The sequence below is a fragment of the Embleya sp. NPDC059237 genome, assembly GCF_042754105.1.
Lineage (GTDB): Bacteria > Actinomycetota > Actinomycetes > Streptomycetales > Streptomycetaceae > Embleya.
Map to the genome: position 1 here is coordinate 123,821 of NZ_JBHZAE010000025.1, position 21,937 is coordinate 145,757.

Here is a 21,937-nt window from a genome sequence, read left to right on the forward strand (position 1 = left end):
GGAGCGTCCTTGCCCGACACGAAGGAGCGCGCGCCGGCGCGCCCGGCCAGGCCCGGCCGCGCGCCGCGGCGGCGCTGGACCAATCTGCGCCCGCTCCTCGTCCTGGTGTTGCTCCTGGTGCTCGCGGGCGCCGGGTGGGGGATCGTCTACCACTCGCCGCTGTTGGACGCCCGGACGGTGTCCGTCGGCGGGCCGGTCGTGCTGCCCAAGGACCAGGTCGCCAAGGTCGCCGCGGTGCCGGTCGGCGAGCCGCTGGCCGGGATCGACCTCGACGCGATCCGGGCCCGGGTGGCCGCGATCCCGCGTGTGGCCTCGGTCCACGTGGAACGCGACTGGCCGCACACGGTGCGGATCACGGTCCGCGAACGCACCACCGCCCTGGTGGTGCCGGACGCGGACCGCTACGCGGAGATCGACAAGGACGGCGTACGGTTCGGTACGGTGGATGCCGCGCCCGCCGGGGTGCCGATCGTCAAGGTCGACGCCAATACGGTGAGTCGGGAAACGCTACGGGGGGTGGTCCAGGTGGTCTCGGCACTGCCGCCGCCGATCGCCCAGCGGGTACGGGACATCACCGCCCGGACGCGTGACGACATCGTGCTGGTGCTGGACAAGGGCGAGACCGTGTCGTGGGGCGGGGCGGAGGCGTCGGATCGCAAGGCGCTCGTGCTCGCGGTGCTGTTGACGCGGCCGGCGAAGTTCTACGACGTCAGCGCGCCCGACGCGCCGGTGACCCGAACCCAACCGTTTCCCTCGCTCGCGCCGCCGGCGCCCGCGCAGTCGTTGGCTCCGGGGGCGTCCGGCGCGGTGGTTTCGACCCCGAGCACGCCGTGACCGGGGGCGGAAGCACTCGGCCACTGCGATAAAACAATAGGGACAGGTTCGGCGTGTTCGTTGAACCGCGTCCGATGGGGACCTAGTGTCGGCCTAGCCCCAGGTTGACAAAGCAGTTATCCGCACTGTTCGGATCGGCGGTGTTCGATGCGAACGGGGCTGACTCTATACCTGAGGGTGAGGGTTTTGGTGGCTCGCGGAAATCGCGTCCCGACCTCCCCAAGTCGGCAAATGTCGGCATGCCGGAACCACGGCACGCCGACCGGAACTCGAGGCGAGAGGCCTTCGACGTGGCAGCACCCCAGAACTACCTCGCAGTCATCAAGGTGGTCGGTATCGGCGGTGGCGGGGTCAACGCCATCAACCGGATGATCGAGGTCGGTCTCAAGGGCGTCGAGTTCATCGCGATCAACACCGACGCCCAAGCCCTCCTCATGAGCGATGCCGACGTCAAGCTCGACGTCGGCCGCGAACTCACCCGCGGCCTGGGGGCCGGGGCGAATCCCGATGTCGGGCGCAAGGCCGCCGAGGACCACCGCGAGGAGATCGAGGAGGTCCTCAAGGGGGCCGACATGGTCTTCGTCACGGCGGGCGAGGGCGGCGGCACCGGCACCGGCGGCGCCCCCGTGGTGGCCAACATCGCCCGCTCGCTCGGCGCGCTCACCATCGGCGTGGTCACGCGCCCGTTCACCTTCGAGGGACGGCGCCGCGCGAACCAGGCCGAGGACGGCATCGCGCAACTGCGCGACGAGGTCGACACGCTGATCGTGATCCCGAACGACCGACTGCTGTCCATCTCCGACCGGCAGGTCAGCGTCCTGGACGCGTTCCGATCGGCCGACCAGGTGCTGCTGTCCGGTGTCCAGGGCATCACCGACCTGATCACCACGCCCGGCCTGATCAACCTCGACTTCGCCGACGTCAAGTCGGTGATGTCGGAGGCGGGTTCCGCGCTGATGGGGATCGGCTCGGCGCGCGGCGACGATCGCGCGGTGGCGGCGGCCGAGATGGCCATCTCCAGCCCGCTCCTGGAGGCGTCGATCGACGGTGCCCGGGGCGTGCTGCTGTCCATCTCCGGCGGCTCCGACCTCGGTCTGTTCGAGATCAACGAGGCAGCGCAGCTGGTCAGCGAGGCGGCGCACCCCGAGGCCAACATCATCTTCGGCGCGGTGATCGACGATGCGCTCGGCGACGAGGTCCGGGTCACCGTGATCGCGGCCGGCTTCGACGGCGGGCAACCGCCGTCCAAGAGCGAGTTGGGCAAGCCGGCGGTGGCGCCGCCGCAGCCGCCCGTCCGCCCCGAACCGACCGGTCGCCAGGGCGGCTCGGGCATCGGGCAGGGCGTGCTCAACGACCCGCCGCAGACGACGTACCAGACCCCGACCACGCCGGGTCCGCGCACCCCGCTGGTGCCGGAACCGATCAAGGACGATCTGGATCTCGACATCCCGCCGTTCATGAAGTAGAAGGAAAACGTCGCCGGCAGTCGGCGACGCAAGAGTTCGAAACAATTCGACAGACCACGAGGTGGCCCGCACGTGTTCACGCGAAGGGCCGCTTCCGGCGGCGCCCGTTTCGCCTTCACCGACCGGTGGGGCGGCACGGGCGCCGCGCCGTATGACGAGTTGAACCTCGGCGACCATGTGGGCGACGACCCGGAGGTGGTGGCCGTCAACCGGGCGCGTACCGCCGAGGCGTTGGGGCTGTCGGCCGATCGGGTGGTGTGGATGAACCAGGTGCACGGCGACACGGTGGCCGTGCTGACCGGTCCGAGCGCCGAGCCGGTGCCCGGCACCGACGCCGTGGTCACCGTGACCCGCGGCCTCGCGCTCGCGGTGCTGGTCGCCGACTGCACCCCGGTACTGCTCGCCGATCCGCACGCCGGCGTGATCGGCGCCGCGCACGCGGGCCGTCCGGGGCTGGCCGCCGGTGTGGTGCCCGCCACGATCGAGGCGATGCGCGGCCTCGGCGCCGACCCCGCGCGGATCGAGGCGTGGACCGGACCGGCCGTCTGCGGCGCCTGTTACGAGGTTCCCGAGGCGATGTGCGACGAAGTGTCCGCACTCGTCCCCGCGGCCCGCGCACGTACCCGCCAGGGCACGCCCGGGCTCGATATACCGGCCGGAGTGTGGGCGCAACTCGCCGCGCAGGGGGTCGTGTCGGGTGAGAAATCGCACATCTGCACGCGCGAGTCGGCCGACCATTTCTCCTATCGGCGCGACCGCGCCACGGGTCGGATCGCCGGCTACGTGTGGCTCGCCGAGGACTGACCCCGCCCGGGCGCGGCGGGCCGGCGTCGGCGACGATGGGCCCATGGACACGCCCGATTCAGCGACCGCCACGACCGCCCACCGGCGGGCCGAGCTAGCCGCCAACCTGGCCGACGTCCGGGCCCGGATCGCCGCCGCGTGCACCGCGGCCGGCCGCTCGCCCGAGGACGTCACCCTCGTCGTGGTGACCAAGACCCACCCCGCGAGCGACGTGCGCCTGCTCGCCGAACTCGGCGTCCGCGACGTCGGCGAGAACCGCGACCAGGAGGCCGCGCCGAAGGCGGCGGCCACGAACGATCTCGACCTTCGTTGGCACTATGTCGGCCAGTTGCAGACCAACAAGGCCAAATCGGTGGCCGGTTACGCCGATGTGGTGCACTCGCTCGACCGGATTCGGCTCGCCCACGCGCTGTCCGCGGCGGCCGAGCGGCAACAACGTTCGATCACCGCGCTGTTGCAGGTCAGCCTGGACGAAGACCCCGCCCGCGGTGGGGTGTCCGCGACCGACCTGGCCGAACTCGCCGACGCCGTGGCCGCGGCGCCGCGGCTGACCCTCGGCGGAGTGATGGCGGTGGCCCCGCTCGGCGTCGAACCCGCCCGCGCGTTCGCCCGGTTGCGAGAAATCGCAACCCGCCTACGCGAAGCCCATCCGGCTGCGAACATGGTTTCCGCGGGGATGAGCAACGACCTCGAAGCGGCCATCGAGGCCGGGGCGACACATGTACGCATCGGTACTGCGGTGCTCGGAGTCCGGCCCTCCCTCCGGTAGCGTCGCCGTGAAGTGGATCGCACGACCCACGGTGACCTCAGCCGATCCACCGTGAGACCGGAGGAAGCGGAACATGGCCGGCGCAATGCGCAAGATGGCGGTCTACCTCGGCCTCGTGGAGGACGATGTCTACGAGTATGACGATTACGATGAGGACGACATCGGCCAGGACGGCCGCGACCGGGTCGAGCGCACCGATCGTCGCGAGGAGCGACGGGACGAGCGTCGTGAGGAGCCACGTGAAGTACGCGAACCGCGTGGGGAATCGCGGGAACGTCGCGACGATCCCGTTCGTGGAGCTACTGCCCTCCGCGAAGCGGGGGCCCTTCGCGACGAAGGCCGCCTCGAAGAACACCGCGCAACAGTGTCCGCCATGCCCGAACGCCGTCCCGAGAGCAGCACACCGGTGACCGTACACAAAGTCGTCAGCGAACGTGAGCCCTACCGCATCACGACGCTGCACCCGCGTACCTACAACGAAGCCCGCACGATCGGCGAGCACTTTCGCGAGAGCACGCCCGTGATCATGAACCTGACCGAAATGGAGGACACCGACGCCAAGCGCCTGGTGGACTTCGCCGCGGGGCTCGTGTTCGGCCTGCACGGCAGCATCGAACGGGTCACCCAAAAAGTCTTCCTCCTATCGCCTGCTAACGTCGATGTGACAGCCGAGGACAAGGCCCGCATCGCTGAGGGCGGGTTCTTCAATCAGAGCTGAGGTGTGCGAAAACTGAGGCTAGGTGCGGTCCTGACCAGAGGGACGGCACACGAGGGGGCAGGTAAATGAGCATCGCGCTGGAGATCATCCGCATCGTGCTCTACTGCTTTTTGATCGTGTTGTTCTTCCGCTTGGTGATGGACTACGTGTTCCAGTTCGCGCGGTCGTACGAGCCGCGCGGGGCCATGGTGGTACTGCTGGAGGCGACGTACTCCATCACCGATCCACCGTTGAAGTTGCTGCGCAGGTTCATTCCTCCGCTGCGCCTCGGGGGTGTAGCACTCGACCTGTCCTTCTTCGTACTGATGATCATCGTCTACATCCTGATCTCCGTCGTGGGCAGGCTGTAAGCGGTACCGTCTGTCCGATGCCGACGATCACGCTGAGGTGAAGAGATGCCGTTGACCCCCGAAGACGTGCGTAACAAGCAGTTCACGACCGTCCGTCTCCGCGAGGGCTATGACGAGGACGAGGTCGATGCGTTCCTCGATGAGGTCGAGGGCGAACTGACCCGACTTCTCCGGGAAAACGAGGATCTGCGAGCGAAACTCGCGGCGGCGACCAGGGCCGCCGCGCAGAGTCAGCAGCAGGCCCAGCAGCGCAAGGAGCGCGAACGCCCCGACGCACCCGTCCCGGCAGCCATATCCGGGCCGACCCCGGTTCCCCCGCCGCCCCAGATGGGTGGGCCGCAGGGAATGCAGGGCGGCCAGCATCCGATGCAGGGCGGCCCGCAGCAGCTCGGTCCCGGTGGACCGCAGCAGCACCCCATGGGGGGACCGCAGCAGCTCGGTCCCGGCATGAGCGGTCAGCACCAGCTGCAGGGTCCGCCGCAGCACCAGTTGCAGGGCGGCCCCGGCATGCAGAGCGGTCAGCACCAGCTGCCCGGTCAGCAGCAGCACCAACTGCAGCCCGGTCAGCATCAATTGCAGGGCGGCCCCGGCATGGGCGGTCCCGGCATGAGCGGCCAGCACCAGCTCCAGGGCCCGCCGCAGCACCAGCAGCAGCTTCAGCAGCACCAGCTGCAGGGTGGCCCGCCGCAGCTCGGTCCGGGTGGACCGCAGCAGCAGATGGGCAACCCCGGTGGCGACAGCGCCGCCCGAGTGCTCGCGCTGGCGCAGCAGACGGCCGACCAGGCGATCGCCGAGGCCCGCTCCGAGGCGAACAAGATAGTGGGCGAGGCGCGCACCCGGGCCGAGGGCATGGAGCGCGACGCGCGGTCCAAGGCCGACGCCCTGGAGCGTGACGCGCAGGAGAAGCACCGCGTCGCGATGGGCTCGCTGGAGAGTGCCCGCGCCACGCTCGAGCGCAAGGTCGACGACCTGCGCGCGTTCGAGCGCGAGTACCGCACGCGGCTGAAGTCGTACCTGGAGAGCCAGCTGCGTCAGCTGGAGTCGCAGGCCGACGACTCGCTCGCGCCGCCGCGGACCCCGGCCACGGCCTCGTTGCCGCCGGCCATGTCGTCCGCGCCGGTACCGATGTCGCAGGCGATGGCTCCGTCCATGGGCCAGTCGATGTCCCAGCCGTCGTCGATGTCGCCGGCCATGACGCCGTCGATCGGGCAGCAGATGAGCCCGGCGATGACGCAGCAGATGTCGCCGGTGCGTCCGCAGGCTCCGCAGCCGCAGCAGATGCAGCAGCCGTCGCCGATGCGCGGGTTCCTGATCGACGAGGACCCCGACAACTGACCGGCCACTGAGCGTCGGTCGGTCATCCGAGAAGCGCCCGCCCCCTCCGGGGGGACGGGCGCTTCTCGGTTTTCCCGGTCCGGGTACGACACGGGCGGGGCGACCCGAGCCGCCCCGCCCGGCCGGTCAGACCTTGCGCAGCCAGAACCGCAGACCGAGCGCGGGGTCGCCGTGCTCGAACAACTCCTCGTCCTCCGGGGAGCCCTGGGCGAACTGCGTCGCCAGCACCTCCTCGGCGACCTGGCCGCCGTGCGCGAGCAGCGCCGACGTGGTCTCCTCCGACTCGTCCGCGGCCCACCACACCAGGATCCGGTCGGACACCTCCAGGCCGCTGTTCTTGCGCGCCTCCTGGATCAGCCGGACCACGTCCCGGGCCAGACCCGCGAGCCGCAGTTCGGGGGTGATGGTCAGGTCGAGCGCCACGGTCGCGCCGTCCTGGCCGGCCACCGTCCAGCCCTCGCGCGGGGTTTCGGTGACGATGACCTCCTCGGCCACCACCTCCACCGGCTCGCCCTCGACCTCGACCACCGCGGTGCCCGAGGTACGCAGCGCCGCCGCCAGGGCCGCCGCGTCGGCCGCCGCGATGGCACCGGCCACCACCGGGGTGCGCTTGGCGAACCGCTTGCCCAGGGCCCGGAAGTTGCCCTTCGCGCTGTACTCGACCAGGTCGCCGCCCGCCTCGGACAGCGCCGCCACCGAGACCACGTTCAGCTCCTCGGCGATCTGCGCGCGCAGTTCGTCGGACAATTCGTCCCAGCCGCTCGCGCCGATCAGCGCCCGGCCCAGCGGCTGCCGGGTCTTGACGCCGGAGTCCGCCCGGGTGGCCCGGCCCAACTCGACCAGGCGCCGCACCAGCGCCATCTGCCGCCCCAGTTCGGGCTGTACGAGGGCCGCGTCCGTGCTCGGCCAGGTCGCCATGTGCACCGACTCGGGGGCGTCGGCGGTGACCGGACGCACCAGGTCCTGCCAGACCCGCTCGGTGATGAACGGCACCAGCGGCGCCATCAGCTTCGTCACCGTGACCAACGCCTCGTGCAGCGTGGCCAGCGCGGCCGGGTCCGCGTTCCAGAACCGCCGCCGGGACCGGCGCACGTACCAGTTCGACAGGTCGTCCACGAACGCGGTGAGCGCCTTGCCCGCGCGCTGCGTGTCGTAGGCCTCCAGGGCCGCGTCCACGTCGCCCACGAGGGTGTTCAGCTCGGACAGCAGCCACCGGTCGAGCAGCGGGCGGTCGGCCGGGGCCGGGTCGCTCGCGCTCGGCGTCCAGCCGCCGGTGCGCGCGTACAGGGCCTGGAAGCTGACCGTGTTCCAGTAGGTCAGCAGCGTCTTGCGGACCACCTCCTGGATGGTGCCGTGCCCGACCCGGCGGGCCGACCACGGCGAGCCGCCCGCGGCCATGAACCAGCGCACCGCGTCGGCGCCGTGCCGGTCCATCAGCGGGATCGGCTCCAGGATGTTGCCCAGGTGCTTGGACATCTTGCGGCCGTCCTCGGCCAGGATGTGCCCCAGGCAGACCACGTTCTCGTAGGACGACCTGTCGAACACCAGCGTGCCGACCGCCATCAGCGTGTAGAACCAGCCGCGGGTCTGGTCGATCGCCTCGGAGATGAACTGCGCCGGGTAGGACTGCTCGAACAACTCGCGGTTGCGGTACGGGTAGCCGAACTGGGCGAACGGCATCGACCCCGAGTCGTACCAGGCGTCGATCACCTCGGGCACCCGGGTCGCCTGCTCGCCGCACGCGGTGCCGTCGGCCGCCTTGGCCGGGCAGCCGAAGACGACCTCGTCGATGTACGGCCGGTGCGGGTCCAGGCCCGACAGGTCGCGCCCGGTCAGCTCGGAGAGTTCGGCCAGCGAGCCGGCGCAGGTCAGGTGCCCCTCCTCGCACCGCCAGATGGGCAGCGGGGTGCCCCAGAAGCGGTTGCGCGAGAGCGCCCAGTCGATGTTGTTGTTCAGCCAGTCGCCGTAGCGGCCCCACTTGACCGTGTCCGGGTGCCAGTTGGTCCGCTCGTTCTCGCGCAGCAGCGCGTCCTTGACCGCGGTGGTGCGCACGTACCAGGACGGCTGCGCGTAGTAGAGCAGCGCGGTGTGGCAGCGCCAGCAGTGCGGGTAGCTGTGCTCGTACTCCAGGTGCCGGAACAGCAGCCCGCGGGCCCGCAGATCGGCCACCAGGGCCTCGTCGGCCTTCTTGAAGAACTGTCCGCCGACCAGCGGCAGCTCGGCCTCGAAGGTGCCGTCGGGGCGCACCGGGTTGACCACCGGCAGGCCGTACGCGCGGCAGGTCTCCAGGTCGTCCGCGCCGAACGCGGGCGCCTGGTGCACGACACCGGAGCCGTCCTCGGTGGTGACGTACTCCGCGAGCACCACGAAGTTCGCGTCCTCCAGCGGCAGCAGGTCGAACGGGCGCCGGTAGGCCCAGCGTTCCATCTCGCGGCCGGTGAAGCGCTCGCCGGTGGCCGCCCAGCCCTCGCCGAGCGCCTTCGCCAGGAGCGGCTCGGCGACCACGAGACGTTCGTTGCCGTCGGTGGCCACCACGTAGGTCACGTCGGGGTGCACCGCGGCGGCGGTGTTGGACACCAGCGTCCACGGCGTGGTCGTCCACACGAGCAGCGCCGCCTGCCCGGCCAGCGGCCCGGAGGTGAGCGGGAAGCGCACGTAGACCGAGGGGTCGACGACCGTCTCGTAGCCCTGCGCCAGTTCGTGGTCGGACAGCCCGGTGCCGCAGCGCGGGCACCACGGCGCGACCCGGTAGTCCTGGGTCAGCAGGCCCTTGTCGAAGATCTGCTTGAGCGACCACCAGACCGACTCGACGTACTCCGGATCCATCGTCCGGTACGCCTTGGACATGTCGACCCAGTAGCCCATCCGGGTGGTCAGTTCCTCGAACGCGCCCACGTGCGTCATCACCGACTCGCGGCACTTCGCGTTGAACTCGGCGATCCCGTAGCGCTCGATGTCCGGCTTGCCGGAGAAGCCCAACTGCTTCTCCACGGCCAGCTCGACGGGCAGGCCGTGGCAGTCCCACCCGGCCTTGCGCGGCACGTTGTAGCCGCGCATCGTGCGGTAGCGCGGGAACACGTCCTTGAACACGCGCGCCTCGATGTGGTGCGCCCCCGGCATGCCGTTGGCCGTCGGCGGGCCCTCGTAGAAGACCCAGCGGGGGCCGTCGGCGTTCTGCGCGAGGGAGCGCTCGAAGATGTCGTTGTCCCGCCAGAACGCGAGGACCTCGTGCTCCATGGCGGGCAGGTCGACCTGCGCCGGTACCGGGCGGTACATGTGGCTTCCTTCCGCGGGCTGTGATGCGTGCCTACCGAAGGGACGAGACGGCCGTCGGCCGATCCCGCGGTACCACCCTTCTTGGCCGCGCGCCGCCCGATTTGCCTACCGTGCCCGGGCGGGCACAACCCTCTCATCTGCGCGAGGGTCGGTTCTACGGGTCGCTCCGCAACCGGACCGACCTTTCCTCCGACAGCTCCGGGGTGATCTTCACCTCGCGCACACCCCCGGGCTCACACCGTCCCCGGGTCGCTGGCGGCTGCGTGCGACGCTACTCGTCCCCATCGACACCGTCTCGCTCTGCGGATTGTACGACCCGCGCGGACCCTCGCGCCTCCGAGTTCACCCGCCCCCAGGTGCATAACGATCCGCTCGGGAACCGGTAACGAACGGGACACGTAGAAGAGGGATAAGCGTGGTTGCGTCTGGGCACAACCGATTTACGTCGCCGCCCCGGCGCACTCTGTGACGGGACGGCGCGTCCGGTTGTCCGGGGCGACCCATCCCTAAGCGAAACAAGGGGGCCGTGAACATGACGGATACAGAGAAGGCGAGTGGCGGGCGGACGCGTCGTGCGACCACGACGGCCGCGCCGCGAGCCTCGGTACGGGGAGGAACGGGACGCACCGTGAAGGCACCTGCACACGTGACCACCTCGACCGCGACGCTCCCGACACCGCCGAGCGGGTTCCATGAGCCGACGATGTACATCGTCCGGCCGGGGGAGGACCCCTGGGACGACGCGGAGCTGCGCGAGGTGCGCGAGGGTCTGATCGAGACCGCGCACGAGTTGCGCGCCGAGATCGCCGTGTCGGAGAACGGCATCGCCGATCTGCTGCGCGACTCGGGGGAGGGCGCGGGCGACGATCAGGCGGACACCGGGACCAAGAACTTCGAGCGCGAGCACGAGATGTCCCTGACCAACAACGCGCGTGGCATGCTGCTCCAGTCGGAGAAGGCGCTGCGGCGCCTCGCCGACGGGACATACGGGGCCTGCGAGTCGTGTGGCTCGGCCATCGGCAAGGCGCGCCTGCAGGCGTTCCCGCGTGCGACCCTGTGTGTGACCTGCAAGCAGCGCGAAGAGCGCCGGTAGCCGCCGCGGCCGCCGGCGGCGCGTCCGAGGACTGGAGCACGCCATCGGCACCGGAGCGGAACGACGGGAAGACGCGGAGTCGCAGGCCCCCGCGGGGGAGCCGGACACCGGGGCGACCGGGGGCGGGGCGGACGGCGACGAGCCGACCGTGCCCGCCGGTTCGCGTACCCGTCGCTACATCCTGGTCCTGCTCGGGGTCGCGGCCGTCGCCTACGCCCTGGACCTGATCAGCAAGCTGATCGTGGTGAAGAAGCTCGAATACCACGCCCCGATCGACATCCTCGGCGACTGGCTTCAGTTCCGGGCCACCCGCAACGCGGGCGCGGCGTTCGGCATGGGCCAGGGGCTGACCATCGTGCTCACGGTGATCGCCAGCGCGGTGATCGTGGTGATCCTGCGGCTGGCCCGCAAGCTGAACAGCCTGCCCTGGGCGATCGCCCTGGGCCTGCTGCTCGGCGGTGCGCTCGGCAACCTCACCGACCGGATCTTCCGCTCGCCCAGCGTGTTCGAGGGCCACGTGGTGGACTTCATCGCGCCCAAGCACTTCGCGATCTTCAACCTGGCCGACTCGGCGATCGTGGTGGGTGGCTGCCTGATCGTGCTGCTGTCGTTCCTGGGCCTGCAGCCGGACGGTACGCGGGAGGGTGACGACGAGGGCGGGGACGAGGACGAGGGCGCGGACGAGGCGACGCCGGCGGACGGGGACGAGCGCGCGGACGGGGGCAGGCGCTCGGACGCGGAGGCCGGGAACGGGGTCGCCGACGCGCCTGCCGGGGCCACTCGGGCGCCCGCGGCGGCGTCCTCCGGGACCGCCGAGCGGGCCGCCGGGGACCGGGACGGCGACCACGCCGTCGAGTCCGGTCCGGATGCCGGGCATACTCGTATCTCGTGACTGTCAATCCCGGCTCCCCCGAAATCCGCACGCTTCCCGTTCCCGACGGCCTCGAAGGCGAGCGGGTCGATGCCGCGCTCTCGCGGATGTTCGGCTTCTCGCGCACCAAGGCGGCCGAGCTGGCCGCCGCCGGGAAGGTGCAGCTCGACGGCCGGGCGGCGGGCAAGTCCGACCGGGTGGTCGGCGGAGCCTGGATCGAGGTCGAGATGCCGGGCGCGCCCCGGCCGGTGCAACTCGTCGCCGAACCCGTGCCCGGCATGCGGATCGTGCACGACGACGACCACATCGTGGTGATCGACAAGCCGATCGGCGTCGCCGCGCACCCCAGCCCCGGCTGGACCGGCACCACCGTGGTCGGCGGCCTCGCGGCTGCCGGCTACCGGATCTCCACCTCCGGCGCGGCCGAGCGCCAGGGCGTGGTGCACCGCCTGGACGTGGGCACCTCGGGGCTGATGGTGGTGGCCAAGTCGGAGCGCGCCTACACGCTGCTCAAGCAGCAGTTCCGCGACCGCACGGTGGACAAGCGCTACCACGCGCTGGTCCAGGGCCACCCGGACCCGCACACCGGCACCATCGACGCGCCGATCGACCGGCACCCCACGCACGACTACAAGTGGGCCGTGGTGACGGGCGGCAAGCCCAGCGTCACGCACTACGACACGATCGAGGCGTTCCGCGCCGCGAGTCTGCTGTCGATCAAGCTGGAGACCGGGCGCACCCACCAGATCCGGGTGCACATGGCGGCGCTGCGGCACCCGTGCGTGGGCGACCTGACCTATGGCGCGGACCCGACGCTGTCCAAGCGGCTGGGCCTGGAGCGGCAGTGGCTGCACGCGGTGAGCCTGGCCTTCGAGCACCCCGGCGACGGCACGTGGGTGCAGTACGAGAGCGGCTACCCGGCCGACCTGACCGCGACCCTGGAGCGGGTCACCGACAGGTGAGGCAATTGCCCGCCGGTCGGTGATTCGGCGGAGATTCGGGGAAGCCTCCAAGATCGAATCGCGCTCGATCGGTCTGGGGGTGGAGTGGGTCAGCTCACGCTGCTGTTCCTGTTGATGTTCGGCACGGTCTTGGTGGTGCCGCTCGCGGGCCGATTGCGGCTGCCGTTTCCGGTGTTGCTGACGCTGTACGGCGTGCTGCTCGGGTGGCTGCCGTTCGTGCCGAACCTGCGGATCGACCCCGACCTGCTGCTGCCGCTGCTGTTGCCGCCGCTGTTGTACGCGGCGGCGCAGCGGTCGAGTTGGCGCGAGTTCGCGGCCAACGCCCGGCCGATCACGCTGCTCGCGGTCGCACTCGTGCTGGTGACCACGGCGGCGGTGGCGGCCGTGGCGGACGCGATGGTCCCCGGGCTGCCGCTCGCGGGCGCGGTCGCGCTGGGCGCGCTGGTGGCGCCGCCGGATCCGGTGGCGGCGACGGCGGTGGCCGGGAGTCTGCGGCTGCCGCGGCGGCTGGTGGCGATCCTGGAGGGCGAGGGGCTGTTCAACGACGTCACCTCGCTCGTGCTCTACCAGGTCGCGGTCGCGGCGGTGGTCGGCGGTACGTTCTCGCCCGTCGGGGCGGCGGGCATGTTGGCGTTGTCCGCGGTGGTCGGCGTCGGGATCGGCTTCGCGGTCGGGCTGGCCGGGCGGTTGTTGCTCGCCCGGCTGGACGAGCCCACGCTGCAGACGTTGCTCACGCTCCTGGTGCCGTTCCTGGCCTACGTGGTCGCCGACGAACTGCACGGCTCCGGCGTGCTCGCGGTGTTGACCACCGCGTTCTACCTGGGCTCGGTCGCCGAGGACGCGGACAACGTGGTCGGCCGGCTCACCGGGCGCTCGTTCTGGGAGGTCGTCGACCTGGTCGTGACCGGTGTCGCGTTCGGGGTGATCGGCCTGGAGATGTGGGAGATCTTCCACGACCTGCGGGGCGATCGGGGCCGGCTGTTCCTGGAGGCCGGCGCGGTGGTGTTGACCCTGATCGTGGTGCGGGGCCTGTGGTTGTTCCCGGTTGCGGCGCTGGCCCGGCGGCTGCACGCGCGGCTGCCGACCACCGGCGAGACCCAGACCCCGGATCCGCGCGAGACCGTGGTGGTGTGGTGGGCCGGGATGCGCGGCGTGGTGACGATCGCGCTCGCGCTGGCGCTGCCGCTGAGCACCGACGCGGGTGGGGCCTTCCCCGAGCGGCAACGGCTGATCGCGATCGCGTTCTGCGTGATCGTGGTGACGCTGCTGCTCCAGGGGGTCAGCCTGCCGTGGCTGGTGCGCCGGCTCGGGGTCTCGGAGACGGACGACGCGGAGAGCCACGAGGAGCGCCGGATCGCGGCGGCGGCGACGAAGGCCGCACTGCATCGGCTGCGCGAACTGGACGAGCAGCGCGACCTCCCGGACGAGATGGTGCAGCGGCTGCGGGCCCGGCAGAAGGCGCTGCTGGCCGAGCTGAAGCCGGAGGGCGCGGGCGAGGAACTGGCCGACGCGGTGGTCGAGCGCTCACGACGGATCAAGCTCCTGCACGAGATCGAGGCCGAGATGACGGCGGCGGCGCGACGCGAGGTGATTGCGGCCCGGGGGCGCCGAGGGGTCGACCCGGCGGCGGCCGACCGCGTCCTGCGGCGACTGGACCTACGCAGCGTGCGGTGAGGCGGGGGCCGCCTCGGAGGGCCTTTTCGCCGAACTTGGCCGCTGTGAGTGGGGCCGTCCTCAAACGCCGGACGGGCTGGGTTTTCGGTTGGGTCCGGCGACCGGCGCTGCGGTCCGCAGGCGTCTGCGGCGAGTTGTCCTCAAACGCCGGACGGGCTGGGTTTTCGGTTGCGTTCGGCGATGGGCGCTGCGGTCCGCAGGCGTCTGCGGCGAGTTGTCCTCAAACGCCGGACGGGCTGGGGGCGGCTGGGCCCGGGAGGCCGCTCGGGGCTGCTGTGCTTCGGTTGGGTGCGGGCTGCGCCTTGCTTGCGGGCGGCCGGTGCGGGGCCGGCCGGAGCCGGCAGCGGCCCACCACCGACTCGGACCGGCCCCGCACCAGCCACCCGCAACCACAAGCGCAACGTGCGCCGGAAGCACCCGACCCACTCGGGAACGCACGCCCGGCGAACCCGACCCGAGCGCCCTCCCTGCCCGCCGCTGCCGGCCGCTTTTTCACCGACCAATGCGCCCGTATCGTCGGGAGCCATGCGTCTAGCCCCGCACCAGCCACCCGCAACCCAAAGCGCAACCCCCGCCGGAAGCACCCGACCCATCGGGAACGCACGCCCGGCGAACCCGACCCGAGCGCCCGCCCCGCCCGCCGCTGCCGGCCGCTTTTTCGCCGACCGACACACCCGCCTCGTCGGGAGTCCCAGGTCTCGGAGCCCCGCACGCCCGCGGCGGCCAACCCGCCGACGCAGACCGGCCCCGCACCAGCCACCGGCAACCCCACAAGCGCAACCTCCGCCGGAAGCACCCGACCCATTCGGGAACGCACGCCCGGCGAACTCGACCCGAGCGCCCGCCCCGCCCGCCGCTGCCGGTCGCTTTTTCGCCGAGCAACACGCCCGCCTCGTCGAGAGCGCCAAGTCTTGGAGCCCCGCACGCCGGGGCGGCCCATTGCCGACTCGGGCAGGTTCCTGACCGGCCCTCCGTAGCCGAAGCGCGACTCTCGCCGAAAGCACTCGGAGGCTCCTCGGCGGACTCGACTCGGCTCGATCATCCTCCGGCCCCGCGCGTCGGCGACCAGTCGGGCCTGTCGGGGTACGCCGTGTGGGCGGGTACCGTTGGGGGTTTGTTGTGTGGGGATTGGTCTTCGGAAGGATTTGTTGTCGTGGCCCGCATTGTGTTGTTGCACTCGGCCTATGGGCTGCGGCCCGCTGTTCAGGATGCGGCCGGGTGGTTGCGGGGGCTCGGGCATGAGGTGGTGGTGCCTGATTTGTATGACGGGCGTTGCACCGAGTCGATCGAGGAAGGCATGGAGATCAAGGATGAGATCGGTGCGGACGAGTTGATCCGGCGGGCCGTGAAGGTGGCGGCCGGGCTGGGGGAGGGGCTTGTTTATGCGGGGTTTTCGCTGGGGGCCTCGATTGCGCAGAATGCCGTGTTCGCCGATCGCACCGCGGCCGGGCTCTTGATGTTCCACGGCACCTCCGACCTGCGTGAGGATGCCGTGACGGAGGTGCCGGTGCAGTTGCATGTGGCCGAGCCCGATCCGTTCGAGACCGAGGACTGGCTGGGGACCTGGTATCTGGGCATGCGCCGCGCCGGGGCCGATGTGGAGATCCACCGCTACCGGGGCGCCGGTCACCTGTTCACCGATCCCGGGCTGCCGGACTACGACCGCGAGGCCGCCGCGCGGGCCTGGGCGATCGCCTCGGACTTCCTCAACGAGATCGACTCGGCCGCGGCGGCCGCGGCGGCCAGCGACTGAGGCTTCTTGGCCAGGCTCACGTACTTGCGCGGGCCGGTCTGCGCGGGCACCTGCGGGGTCGGGCGCGCCTTCGCGAAGCGCCCGTTGCCGCTGTACGGGCCCACGGCCTCGTTGCCCAGCGGCGCGGGCGCGGTGGCGATGCGGGGCAGTGCGTACGGGTGTTCGCGGCGCAGGTAGTCGAGCAGCTTCTCGCGGACCTCGCAGCGCAGCGTCCACAGGTCGTCGGAGTCGCGGGCGGTGACCACCGCGCGGATCAGGATCGTGGTCGGCGTGGTGTCGGTGACGTACAGGCTCCAGCCCTGGCCGTCCCACAGGCCGGTGTCCTTGAGGATCCGGTGCAGTTCCTCGCGCAGTTCGCTCACCGGCGCCGAGTGGTCCAGGTGCAGGAACACCGTCCCGGTCATCCGGGTGTCGGTGCGCGACCAGTTCTCGAACGGCCGCGAGGTGAAGTAGGACACCGGCATCACGATCCGGCGCTGGTCCCACGTGTTGACCACCAGGTAGGTCAGGGTGATCTCCTCGATCGTGCCCATCTCCTGGTTGACCACCACCGAGTCGCCGATCCGGACCATGTCGCTGAACGCGATCTGCAACCCGGCGAACAGGTTGGCCAGTGCGCTCTGCGCGGCCAGACCGGCCACCACGCCGAGCAGGCCGGCGGAGGCGAGCAGGCTGGTTCCGATCGTCTTCATGCCCGGGAAGGTCATGATCATCGCCGCGAAGGTGATGATCCCGACGATCGCCACCGCCGTGCGTCGGATCAGCGCGATCTGGGTTTGTATCCGGCGTACCCGGCCGGTGTCCGTCGCGTTCGCCGCGTAGCGCTCGAACGAGGTGTTCACCAGCAGGGTGACCGCGTGCACGATCAGCCACGAGCAGGCCGCGATCACCGAGAGCACCAGGATGTGCCGGAGCATCCCCCGGCTGCGCTCGGGCAGCGCGGCGGCGGGCTCGGCGAGCAACAACATCGAGGTGCCGAGGGTCGCCACGATCGAGGCGCGGCCGCGCCGCGCCATCGACCACAGTGGTCCGGTCAGTGGTTTGCGGGTCTGAACTTCGCGGGCCAGGCGAGCCATTCCCCAGGTCACCAGGCCCGTGAAGGCGATCACCGAGACGAGCACGATCAGCGGGCGAAGTATGTGCCACACGTCCACGTCGAAGGCCTCCCAGGGGCTTGCGGTCAAACCCGTACGGTACCCGAGCCCGCCGAGGTCACCCATCGCCTCGCGGGGCGCGCGGGAAGCGCCCCGGGGGTTCGCGGGGGCGATAACGTGCGAGTTCGGGTGGTGCACGGCACGGAGGACGCGCGATGTCCAAATGGACCAGGATCGGCAGGGCCGGCTTCGGCGCGATGCGGCGCGGACAGCGGTTCCGCACCGCCTCCCGGGCCGCGGAGCAGCGCTCCGCCGAGGCCGGCGCGACCGCCTTCGACCCGGACGTGGACACCCGGCTCACCGCGCGCCAGACCGCCCTGCTGATCCGCTACCTGGTGGGCAAGGTGGTGCTGGGCCGGCTGGAATTCGTCTTTCTGGTCAAGTATCTGCTGGTGGTCATCGGCCTTCCGGCGCTGTTCCTGTTTCCGCCCCTGGGGATCGCGCTGCTGGTGCTGTTCGGCCTCGCCGCGCTGGTCCAGTGGGTGATCTCGCGGGCGATCGGGCGGCTCGCCGCCTTTCGCCGACTGGGTGCCGCCGAGGGGGAGTTGACCGACGCGGCGACCGTGTGGTGGCCCAACCTCAAGCGCGAGACCGCCCGGGTGGGCCTGCCGACCCGGCCGCTCCCGCTGCTGCGCCTGGCCGCCGCGCGGGCGACCCGACGGTTGGGCCCCGAGCGCGAGGCGGCGTTCGCGGCGATCGACTGGCGGGCGGTGCTGCCGCGCGACCAGTGGCGGCGGGCCCGGGTGCTGCTCGCCGAGGAGGCGGGCGGCGGACCGGCCGGGCGGACCGCGTAGAGTCGTCTGGTCGTGTGTCACCCCGCGCGCGCAACCTGACGCGCGTCGCGGGCCGCACGCCGTCACCACCACCTTCAGGACGACGCGCGGGGTCGGATGTACAAGCTGCCCGGAACGGACGAGCGGAGCGTGACCATTCCCGGCGAGCGCGCGAACGCCGACCCGTGCTTCACGGTGCGCGGCCTGACCCGGACCTATCGCACCGGGCGCCGGCGCGATCGGCACGTGGTCACCGCCAACGACACGATCGACCTGGACGTGCGCCGGGGCGAGATCTTCGGCCTGCTCGGGCCCAACGGCGCGGGCAAGTCCACCCTGGTCCGCCAGCTCACCGGCCTGCTCCGGCCCGACTCCGGCAGCATCGACCTGCTCGGCCACGACCTGGTGCGCCGCCCCGACGTGGCCGCCCGACTCGTCGCCTACCTCGGCCAGGAGTCCGGCGCTCTGGACGAGTTGACCGTCGCCCTCGCGATCGAGACCACCGCCCGGCTGCGCGCGCTCGACGCCCATCGGGCCCGGGTCGAGCGCGACGCGGTGCTCGACGAACTCGAACTCGGCCCGATCGCGGACCGCCCGCTGAAGAAACTCTCCGGCGGCCAGCGCCGACTGGCCTGCGTGGCCACCGCACTGGTGGGCGATCGGCCCGTGCTGGTCCTGGACGAGCCGACCACCGGCATGGACCCGGTCGCGCGCCGCGCGGTGTGGGCCGCAGTGGATCGCCGCCGGGCCGACAGCGGCGCCACCGTGCTCCTGGTCACCCACAACGTGATCGAGGCGGAGACCGTGCTCGACCGGGTCGCGGTGCTCGACGAGGGCCGGGTGATCGCGTGCGACACCCCCGGGGGTCTGAAGGCCATGGTCGGCGACGAGGTCCGGCTCGACCTGGTCTGGCGGGCCGACCCACCGATGGACGACCCGGCCGTCGGTATGCTCGCGCGCAGCGCGGTGCGCACGGGCCGACGCTGGAGCACCCGGATGGAACCGGGAATGGCCCGCGAGCTGCTCGCCGGTGTCACCTCCGGGCCCGCGTTCGAGGCGCTCGACGACTTCACGCTGTCCACGCCGAGCCTGGAGGACGTCTACCTCGCGCTCGGCGGCCGCCACCAGGGACTGGTCAAGGGATGAGGGTGTCGACCCCAGTGAGTGCAGCGAGCATCGAGACCGCGCCGCCGCGTCCGGTTGAACCGGTCGCCCCGGCGGCGGGCACGCCGCTCGGCGCCGGGCTGCTGACCGTCTACCGCGCGCAGTTGTCCCGGGTGCGGGTCTCCCGGGTGCCGCTGCTGTTCGTCGCGGTGTTCCAGTCGGTGGGCATCATGATCCTGATGCGCGGCGTGGTGGACACCGGCAGCGACAGCGCCCGCGAGGCGGTGGTGGCCGGGTCCAGTGTGCTCGTGGTCGCCTTCGTCGCGCTCAACCTGCTCGCCCAGCACTTCGGTAACCTGCGCGCGGCCAACGCGCTCGACTACTACCTGACGCTGCCGGTGCGCCCGGCCGCCGTGGTGCTCGGCATCGCCGCCGCGTACGCGTCCTTCACGCTGCCCGGCACGGTGGCCACCGCGGTGATCGGCGCGCTGATGTTCCAGTTGCCGCTGGCCAACCTGTGGGTGCTGCTGCTGGTCGTACCGCTGTCCGGTGCGGCCCTCGCGGGCATCGGCGCGGTCTTCGGGCTGCTCGCCCCGCGCCCGGAACTGGCCACGCTCCTCGGCCAGTTGGGCATGTCGGCGGCGCTGCTGCTCGGCGTGCTGCCGGAGGACCGGATGCCCGAGGTGATCGTGCTCGCCCGGGATGTGCTGCCGTCCTCCTACGGGGTGGACGCGTTCATCGCGAGCTATGGCGACCCGAACTGGGCGGTGGTGGCCGGCAACCTGGCGGTCTGCGCGGGGGTCGGCGTGGTGATGCTCTCGCTGGCCACCTGGGCCTTCCGGCGCAGTACCCGGGCGTAGCCGACGCCCCTTCGACCACCGGACACATCGCCGCGCGGGGCCGACCCGCGGGCTCGAGCCGTACATGGGACGCTGACCAGATGACGTCTGCCGGGGATATCGACCCCTACCCGTCGCCCGAGGGCGCGCACGTGGGCTTCGCGCCCGGGTACGACGCGCCTCCCTCGTTGTGGCGGCGCTACCGCACCGACGTGCTCGCGTTCGCCGCGGTGGTCGCGACCTGCCTGGTGGTGGGCGCGATCGTGGGCGTGGTCTGGGAGCAGATCACCCCCAGGGTGCCGCTGATGGCCACCAAGGAGGGCGTTTTCCAGGTCTCGCCCGAGACCGAGACCTCGATCGCCCTGGACGGCTGGTTCGCGGTGTGCGGCGTGGTGGCCGGCATCGTGCTCGCGCCGCTCGCGTTCTGGCGCTTTCGCCGACAGGGCGTGGCGACCGCGCTCGGGCTCACCGTCGGCGGGATCGCCGGCGCGTATCTGGCCTTCAAGGTCGGCGTGGCGCTCGGGCCGGACGGGATCGCCGACGAGGTGCGTCGGGTCGGCCTGGGCAAGCGCTTCGACCAGGAGCTGGACCTGAAGGCCAAGGGCGTGTTGCTGCTGTGGCCGATCGCGTCGATGGTGATCTTCCTCGGCCTGTCCGCGGGATTCGCCCCCGCCGAGCGCCGCGAGACGTTCCAGGGGCCGTGGCCGTGGGCGCCCCAGGGCCCGGGCCGCGACCACGAGCCCGGCCCGTTCCCGGGTTCGACCGTGTCCGCCCCGGTCGACCTCACCAAGCACGGGTCCGACGAGAGCTGACCCCGCGGGGCAGTCCACGCGGCCGACCCCTGCGGGGCAAAGGCCGACCCCTGCGGGGCAAAGGCCCTAGACCCGCCCCACCGGAGCCGTCACCGCGCCCGTGAGCCGGATCAGGTCCGCCGGGGCCAGCTCGATCTCCAGGCCCCGGCGGCCGGCCGACACGTACACCGTCTCCAGCGCGAGCACCGAGGCGTCCACCACGGTGGGGTGCCGGCGCTTTTGGCCGAGGGGGCTGATCCCGCCGAGCACGTAGCCCGTGGCCCGCTCGGCCGCCGCCGGGTCGGCCATCGCCGCGCGTTTGCCGCCGACCGCGGCGGCCAGCGCCTTGAGGTCGAGCCTGCCCGCCACCGGGACCACCGCGACGGTGAGCGCGCCGTCCACGTCCGCGAGCAGCGTCTTGAACACCCGCGCGGCCGGCACACCGAGCACCGTCGCGGCCTCCTCGCCGTACGAGGCCGCGTCCGGGTCGTGGGTGTACGCGTGCGTCGTGAACGCCACGCCCTCGCGGGTCAGCGCCACCGTCGCCGGGGTGCCCTGTCCGCCCTTGGTCCTGCCCTTCGCCATGCCGGCGCGCCCTTCGGTCGGGTCGGTCGGACCCGAGGCGATCGGGGCCGCCCCGGCCGGTCCGTGTCAGTTGGGTTCGATGTTCTGCCGCAACAACTCGATCGCCGGCAACGACGGCAGGTGGTCGAGCAGCGCCGCCTCGCGGCGCAGCAGTTCCACCTCGGCGGTCAGCCGGACGGTCGCGTCCTCCGCCTCCAGAAGCCGCTGCTTGTCGTGCGGGTCGAGCACCACCGCGGCGGCCACCAGGTAGGACAACACGACCGGGTCGTCGGGCAGCTCCGGCAGGCTCATCGGGGTGCGCTGCTGGGCGGTGAGCAGCCGACGCTGATACTCGGCGAAAGCCCGGGTCGCGGCCAGCCCGAGAACGTCGGCCCGCTCGCCGGGCGGATCGGCCAGGTATTCGACCTCGGCGTACAGATACGGCCCCGAGTCGTCCACCGAGACCAGCTCGAACCGGGTCGCACCCGTGGCCACCAGGTCGTAGCGGCCGTCCTCGTGCGTCTTGATCGTGGCGATCTCCGCCGTGCAGCCCACCGGGTGCAGCACCGCGAGCGGATCGCCCTGGATGTCGCCGACCTCACGCCCGGTGCGCAGCGCCACCACGCCGAAGCGCTGCTCCGCCTGGGGCAGCGCCTCCAGATCCCGGACCAGCGCGCGGTATCGCTCCTCGAAGATGTGCAGGGGCAGCACCAGACCCGGATAGAGCACCGAGTTGAGCGGGAAGAGCGGAAGCCGGTCGGTCACGGTGACCAAGAGTAGGCCCTGACCGCCGGAGCGCGCCGATCA

19 protein-coding genes and 1 pseudogene are annotated in these 21,937 nt (G+C 71.6%); 16 read left to right on the forward strand and 4 right to left on the reverse strand.

The annotated features are described in order from the left end of the window. The first annotated feature begins 9 nt into the window (after positions 1–9). The 7 genes from ACFXKZ_RS47120 to ACFXKZ_RS47150 all read left to right on the forward strand — a co-directional run bounded on the left by ACFXKZ_RS47120 (position 10) and on the right by ACFXKZ_RS47150 (position 6,276). Positions 10–834 (forward strand): cell division protein FtsQ/DivIB, encoded by an 825-nt coding sequence (locus tag ACFXKZ_RS47120; protein WP_380012744.1) that lies wholly within the window; start codon positions 10–12, stop codon positions 832–834. Between the two features lie 290 nt (positions 835–1,124). Further along, positions 1,125–2,300 (forward strand): cell division protein FtsZ, encoded by a 1,176-nt coding sequence (gene ftsZ / locus ACFXKZ_RS47125; RefSeq protein ID WP_380012830.1) that lies wholly within the window; start codon positions 1,125–1,127, stop codon positions 2,298–2,300. A 72-nt stretch (positions 2,301–2,372) separates the two neighbouring features. Next, positions 2,373–3,104 carry a peptidoglycan editing factor PgeF gene (gene pgeF / locus ACFXKZ_RS47130; RefSeq protein ID WP_380012747.1) on the forward strand — a complete coding sequence of 244 codons (732 nt, stop codon included), beginning with the start codon at positions 2,373–2,375 and terminating at the stop codon, positions 3,102–3,104. A gap of 43 nt (positions 3,105–3,147) precedes the next feature. Then, the gene (locus ACFXKZ_RS47135; RefSeq protein ID WP_380012750.1) at positions 3,148–3,873 is read left to right on the forward strand and encodes a YggS family pyridoxal phosphate-dependent enzyme; all 726 of its coding nucleotides are present in this window, start codon (positions 3,148–3,150) and stop codon (positions 3,871–3,873) included. A 73-nt stretch (positions 3,874–3,946) separates the two neighbouring features. After that, positions 3,947–4,591 (forward strand): cell division protein SepF, encoded by a 645-nt coding sequence (locus ACFXKZ_RS47140; protein WP_078977600.1) that lies wholly within the window; start codon positions 3,947–3,949, stop codon positions 4,589–4,591. 65 nt (positions 4,592–4,656) lie between these two features. Continuing rightward, positions 4,657–4,941 (forward strand): YggT family protein, encoded by a 285-nt coding sequence (locus ACFXKZ_RS47145; RefSeq protein WP_020552920.1) that lies wholly within the window; start codon positions 4,657–4,659, stop codon positions 4,939–4,941. 45 nt (positions 4,942–4,986) lie between these two features. Continuing rightward, a complete protein-coding gene (locus ACFXKZ_RS47150; RefSeq protein WP_380012753.1) occupies positions 4,987–6,276 on the forward strand; it encodes a DivIVA domain-containing protein in 1,290 nt (429 codons plus the stop codon). A gap of 126 nt (positions 6,277–6,402) precedes the next feature. Here ACFXKZ_RS47150 and ileS read toward each other — a convergent pair whose 3' ends face one another. Then, entirely contained in the window at positions 6,403–9,552 is a 3,150-nt protein-coding gene (gene ileS, locus ACFXKZ_RS47155; protein ID WP_380012756.1) for an isoleucine--tRNA ligase, read from the reverse strand. Positions 9,553–10,180: 628 nt separating this feature from the next. Here ileS and ACFXKZ_RS47160 point away from each other — a divergent pair. From ACFXKZ_RS47160 to ACFXKZ_RS47180, 5 genes and pseudogenes are all read left to right on the forward strand, one after another. Next, complete coding sequence (locus tag ACFXKZ_RS47160; protein ID WP_246126764.1) at positions 10,181–10,645, forward strand: TraR/DksA family transcriptional regulator; 465 nt, start codon at positions 10,181–10,183, stop codon at positions 10,643–10,645. 31 nt (positions 10,646–10,676) lie between these two features. After that, positions 10,677–11,294, forward strand: a pseudogene (gene lspA / locus ACFXKZ_RS47165) (signal peptidase II); the annotation flags it as partial. A gap of 239 nt (positions 11,295–11,533) precedes the next feature. After that, positions 11,534–12,478 carry an RluA family pseudouridine synthase gene (locus tag ACFXKZ_RS47170; RefSeq protein WP_380012761.1) on the forward strand — a complete coding sequence of 315 codons (945 nt, stop codon included), beginning with the start codon at positions 11,534–11,536 and terminating at the stop codon, positions 12,476–12,478. 84 nt (positions 12,479–12,562) lie between these two features. Continuing rightward, positions 12,563–14,152 (forward strand): Na+/H+ antiporter, encoded by a 1,590-nt coding sequence (locus ACFXKZ_RS47175; RefSeq protein WP_380012764.1) that lies wholly within the window; start codon positions 12,563–12,565, stop codon positions 14,150–14,152. 1,153 nt (positions 14,153–15,305) lie between these two features. Further along, a complete protein-coding gene (locus tag ACFXKZ_RS47180; protein ID WP_380012767.1) occupies positions 15,306–15,905 on the forward strand; it encodes a dienelactone hydrolase family protein in 600 nt (199 codons plus the stop codon). Here the strand turns inward: ACFXKZ_RS47180 and ACFXKZ_RS47185 are convergent. Then, positions 15,809–17,053, reverse strand: a complete 1,245-nt coding sequence (locus ACFXKZ_RS47185) for a mechanosensitive ion channel family protein (RefSeq protein WP_380012833.1) — start codon at positions 17,051–17,053, stop codon at positions 15,809–15,811. The two genes, ACFXKZ_RS47180 and ACFXKZ_RS47185, sit on opposite strands and share 97 nt — an antisense overlap. Before the next feature lie 161 nt (positions 17,054–17,214). Here ACFXKZ_RS47185 and ACFXKZ_RS47190 point away from each other — a divergent pair, with 161 nt between their 5' ends. The 4 genes from ACFXKZ_RS47190 to ACFXKZ_RS47205 all read left to right on the forward strand — a co-directional run bounded on the left by ACFXKZ_RS47190 (position 17,215) and on the right by ACFXKZ_RS47205 (position 20,587). Beyond that, positions 17,215–17,853 (forward strand): hypothetical protein, encoded by a 639-nt coding sequence (locus ACFXKZ_RS47190; RefSeq protein WP_380012770.1) that lies wholly within the window; start codon positions 17,215–17,217, stop codon positions 17,851–17,853. A gap of 174 nt (positions 17,854–18,027) precedes the next feature. Next, positions 18,028–18,978, forward strand: a complete 951-nt coding sequence (locus tag ACFXKZ_RS47195; protein WP_380012836.1) for an ABC transporter ATP-binding protein — start codon at positions 18,028–18,030, stop codon at positions 18,976–18,978. Then, complete coding sequence (locus ACFXKZ_RS47200; protein WP_380012773.1) at positions 18,975–19,796, forward strand: ABC transporter permease; 822 nt, start codon at positions 18,975–18,977, stop codon at positions 19,794–19,796. The genes ACFXKZ_RS47195 and ACFXKZ_RS47200 overlap by 4 nt, the downstream gene beginning before the upstream one ends. 80 nt (positions 19,797–19,876) lie before the next feature. Then, complete coding sequence (locus ACFXKZ_RS47205; protein WP_380012776.1) at positions 19,877–20,587, forward strand: hypothetical protein; 711 nt, start codon at positions 19,877–19,879, stop codon at positions 20,585–20,587. Between the two features lie 66 nt (positions 20,588–20,653). Here ACFXKZ_RS47205 and ybaK read toward each other — a convergent pair whose 3' ends face one another. Further along, positions 20,654–21,151: a Cys-tRNA(Pro) deacylase gene (gene ybaK / locus ACFXKZ_RS47210; RefSeq protein ID WP_380012779.1), complete on the reverse strand. Its 498-nt coding sequence runs from the start codon at positions 21,149–21,151 to the stop codon at positions 20,654–20,656. A gap of 66 nt (positions 21,152–21,217) precedes the next feature. Continuing rightward, positions 21,218–21,904 carry an LON peptidase substrate-binding domain-containing protein gene (locus ACFXKZ_RS47215; RefSeq protein ID WP_380012782.1) on the reverse strand — a complete coding sequence of 229 codons (687 nt, stop codon included), beginning with the start codon at positions 21,902–21,904 and terminating at the stop codon, positions 21,218–21,220. Positions 21,905–21,937: the final 33 nt, after the last annotated feature.